The sequence below is a fragment of the Clostridium sp. ZS2-4 genome (genome assembly GCF_026719745.1).
Lineage (GTDB): Bacteria > Bacillota > Clostridia > Clostridiales > Clostridiaceae > Clostridium_H.
Genome location: NZ_JAPPRQ010000092.1, coordinates 1 through 4021, shown reverse-complemented (window position 1 = coordinate 4021; position 4021 = coordinate 1). Strand labels below are relative to the sequence as shown.

Genomic DNA, 4021 nt, shown 5'->3' with positions numbered 1-4021 from the left:
TTAAACTTACATGCTACGCATACCTTTTTATCAAAAGGCTTTTTGTTGTACCTTTTTTTTGAACAGTTTCAAATGAATTTTTAAAAGTTATCCACATTTTTATTTTTTAAATTCTACAATCATCTATATCTATATATAAAAGACTATTAGTAATATACACCAATAGTCTTCCTCTCATTTTTTCCTTCTTCTATTTCAGTTTTAATTCAACTTCTCCAACTCCAGTTTCAACATATACCTTTATATTATTCTTTGTTTTCCCATAACTATCATTTACATAAATGTGATTTTCTACTTTAAATCCATTTGCCTTAATTTCTCCTAAACCTTTTTTAGCTTCTACCTTCACCCCAATATTCTTAGGTAAATATACTTCTACTTCTCCAACTCCACCTTCTATATTCACATTTACATCATTTTTATAATTTCCAGCAAGGTCAACAGTGGTTTCCCCAACACCAGTTTCAATATCTAAATTATTGATGTTTAATTTTGAAAGATCTATATTGCTTTCCCCAACCCCTAGTTCAATATCCATGTTCAAAGGAACTTCTTTATTTAAAGCCAAATTCCACCTGTATTCGTTATTTCCCATATTTATATCCCTGTTAGATGGCTGAGTAACTTTCAGCTTTCCTTCTTCTCCATTTACAGAGTAATCTACTTCTGGCTTCCATTCAGGTATAGTATAAACAAATTCCCCTGACATCATTTTATCCGTTGATTCTTTAATTTCTAATTCTCCCACTCCCATATTTATATCCACTTCAGCCTTTTTAGCTCCTTGAAGTTCTACAACTTTAGTTTCTGTTTTAGTTGTTTTATTTTTATTATTAACATTGACACTGATACCGCATCCATTTATAGCTACTGCAGTAGTTACAATTCCTAAAACCATAAGCAGCTTTCTTTTTATCTTCACAGTAATACCCCCTATTTAATAATTACAAAAGTAATTAAAGACGTTTTGTGTATGAGTACTTTTTTTCTTCTTTGAATTATTTTTTATTAGACTCCTCCTAATTATGCTATCTAATAAAATTACTACATCCTAACATATTTGATGCCGTTAAAATAGATAAAGTAAGAAATATTAATATTCTTCTAATACCCAAATTATTCGCCCCCTGTTTATTATCTACATATCTATTTTATTATCTATAAGGTATCCTGTTCCTATAAACAAGCCTATAATAACTAATATAATGTAAATACAAGCTGCTATATTCATTTCTATTCCTTGCGCAGTACCTTGAATAACTGCATAATTTCCATAAGATATAATTTGACTTTTATCAAAAACCTCCTGTGATCCTCGAGTAAAATCAATATTCATACTATAAGGAATAAATTTTACAACTAAATATTGTACATATGAAACAGCAGTACTTAATACTATGAATAATCCAAATCCTAAGAACTTACCAATTTTTTTCTTTCTAATAGCTACTCTGCTAGCTGTTATTGAAAAATATATTATTATTAAAAGCTGTAACGTACTAACAATAACTCCTATTATTATAAAAGTAAGCATCAATGGTAAATTCACCTGATCATTTATTACATTAATGATGCCCCACTCCACATTCCCTTTAGCCATTAAAAGAAATGTTATTCCTGTCAGAATACTTGCAGCTGCAAACCATATTAAAGCTACAATTGTTTTTGCTCCTATTATTTTGTTACCACTTACAGGTAAGGTAAAAGTCAAATAACCTATGTCTTCATGCATTTCTTTACTATAAGAACCTATATTGAAAATCAAAACCATAACAAACATTACTGTAACAGCTAAAGTTATCAAACTATATATAGCCGCTGGATGCCATACACCTATTCGTGAATATAAAAGAACATTAACTAAAATTGTAATTATAAATAAACCTAAAAAAAGTTTGTAATTTCCTTTCAATTCGTATTTTATTAAATTTCCCATTACTCAAATACCTCCCTAAATAATTCGTCAATAGATTTTCCTTTTTCATATCTCAAATCTTCTGCATTACCGCTTAGAACAATCTCTCCATCTTTTATGAATGCAACATCGTCAAATATTCTCTCTATATCCTTAACAAGATGTGTTGTTATAATCATTGAACATTCTTCATTGTAGTTATTGATTATGGCATCCAGTATTTGTTCTCTTGCTACAGGGTCTACCCCAGCTAAAGGTTCATCTAAAATATATAATTTAGCCTTTCTTGATAGTACTAAAGTAAGATTTAATTTCTCCATCATCCCTTTTGATAAAGAAGTAACCTTGGCTTCTTCTTCAAGCTTCATAAACTTTAGAAGTTCTTCACATTTTTTCTCATCAAAATCACTATAAAAATCACTGAAAAATTGTACAGCATCTTTTATCTTCATCCATTTATATAGATAATTTCTATCTGGAAGATAAGAAACCACAGCTTTTGTTTCTACTCCTGGTTTTTTACCATCTATTAAGATTTCTCCACCAGACTTTCTTAATATTCCCACAGCAATTTTTATAAAAGTAGTCTTACCGCTGCCGTTAGGTCCTAAAAGTCCTACTACCTTTCCTTTTGGTATTTCTAAATTTACATTGTTCAATGCTTTTTTAGTAAAATAACTCTTGTTCAAACCCTTAGCTTCTAATATATTATCCATTTTTACTCCTCCTTGCTTAAATTCCTAGATATGAGTTCTACTATTTCCGAATTACTAAACCCTAAATGCTTCATTCCTTCTATAAATGTATCCAATACATCCTTAGCCATATCATTTTTCAAAGTAAATATTACTTCCTCATCTTCAGTCACAAAAGTACCCATTCCTCTTTGAGTAAATGCCAATCCCTCTCTTTCAAGTTCCTTATATGCTCTTTGAATTGTATTGGGATTAACTCTTAATTTTGTTGATAAATCTCTTACAGATTGCAATTTATCTCCTCCTTTTAATACCTTTGATACTATTTGCTTTTTTATTAAATTAACTATTTGAACGTATATAGGAGTTTTGTCATCAAATTGAAATTCCATATTACACCTCCATATATTTTTATTATTATATTGTATTAGTGTACTATATAAATAATACACCGATACAATATTAAAGTCAATAACTTACAAGTAATTTTTTTACAAAATTGAATAAAAAATTTTCCAATGAAAATAATTAAAATAAAACAACAATATAAAATGAGGTGTTTTAAATGCTTAAAATATTTGGAAGATTAATCGGACTTAAAGGAGAAGATTTGAAATATGACAGTGAAATTTTACTTTTTATATTAGCTGGTATAATTCTCTTCTTATTTTTAGGTTTTTTCAAAGCTATTACTAAAGAAGATGTATTAAAACTTCAAGCATTTCTGCAATCTATGCCCTTTGGATTTAAAATTGATTTATCATATTGGTCAAATATAGCAAAATTTCAAAATAATAATCTATATGCAGTGATTTACTTTTGCATAGCCTTTTTCATGAGTATTGATTTTTTAATTTTAAGATTTGTATATGGAATTAAATTATCCCATGAAAAAACCGACACTTTAAACTCACAATCTAATAATTTTTCCGATACAAAAAAAGCCTAAAGTTAGCTTTAAACTTTAGGTTCTTTTATTATTATATCTAAGGTCAATATATTATAATATATTGCTTTATAACTGGTAATAATAAAAACATCACTTTATTAAAGGAGTTGTATTATATGCCAAAAGATAGTCAACCAGATAACAAAAAAGCTAGAATGGAAAAATGTAATTGGGATACACCAATAACTCGTGAAAGTGCCAAAAATAGTAACCGCACAACTAAAAAACAGTCTGCAAAGAGAGGCGACGTTTAAATTTATAAATATAAGTACAAAATTTTATTAAAATTCAACTTCAGTAAATCTTAAAGGTCCTATGTTTTTCAACATAGGACCTTTGTAGTGGTATACTAAAGTTGTAACACCTCAGTCGAATAAATGATATAATTTATTTCAGAAAAGAGGTTACGACAATGAAAAAACGAAGATACGAATCAGAATTTAAAAATAAGATTATACGCCT

At 28.3% G+C, this 4021-nt stretch carries 6 protein-coding genes; 2 read left to right on the top strand and 4 right to left on the bottom strand.

The features are described from left to right. Positions 1-190: 190 nt before the first annotated feature. From OIO11_RS11885 to OIO11_RS11870, 4 genes are all read right to left on the bottom strand, one after another. Positions 191-922 (bottom strand): toast rack family protein, encoded by a 732-nt coding sequence (locus tag OIO11_RS11885; protein ID WP_268071684.1) that lies wholly within the window; start codon positions 920-922, stop codon positions 191-193. A 216-nt stretch (positions 923-1138) separates the two neighbouring features. Beyond that, positions 1139-1936 (bottom strand): hypothetical protein, encoded by a 798-nt coding sequence (locus tag OIO11_RS11880; protein ID WP_268071683.1) that lies wholly within the window; start codon positions 1934-1936, stop codon positions 1139-1141. After that, complete coding sequence (locus OIO11_RS11875) at positions 1936-2631, bottom strand: ABC transporter ATP-binding protein (RefSeq protein WP_268071682.1); 696 nt, start codon at positions 2629-2631, stop codon at positions 1936-1938. The genes OIO11_RS11880 and OIO11_RS11875 overlap by 1 nt, the downstream gene beginning before the upstream one ends. A 2-nt stretch (positions 2632-2633) precedes the next feature. Continuing rightward, positions 2634-3002, bottom strand: coding sequence for a GntR family transcriptional regulator (locus OIO11_RS11870; RefSeq protein WP_268071681.1), 369 nt, complete (start codon positions 3000-3002; stop codon positions 2634-2636). Between the two features lie 173 nt (positions 3003-3175). Between OIO11_RS11870 and OIO11_RS11865 the strand changes: the two genes are divergently transcribed. Both OIO11_RS11865 and OIO11_RS11860 read left to right on the top strand, forming a co-directional pair. Beyond that, the gene (locus OIO11_RS11865; RefSeq protein ID WP_268071680.1) at positions 3176-3559 is read left to right on the top strand and encodes a hypothetical protein; all 384 of its coding nucleotides are present in this window, start codon (positions 3176-3178) and stop codon (positions 3557-3559) included. A 116-nt stretch (positions 3560-3675) separates the two neighbouring features. After that, the gene (locus OIO11_RS11860; protein WP_268071679.1) at positions 3676-3813 is read left to right on the top strand and encodes a hypothetical protein; all 138 of its coding nucleotides are present in this window, start codon (positions 3676-3678) and stop codon (positions 3811-3813) included. Positions 3814-4021: the final 208 nt, after the last annotated feature.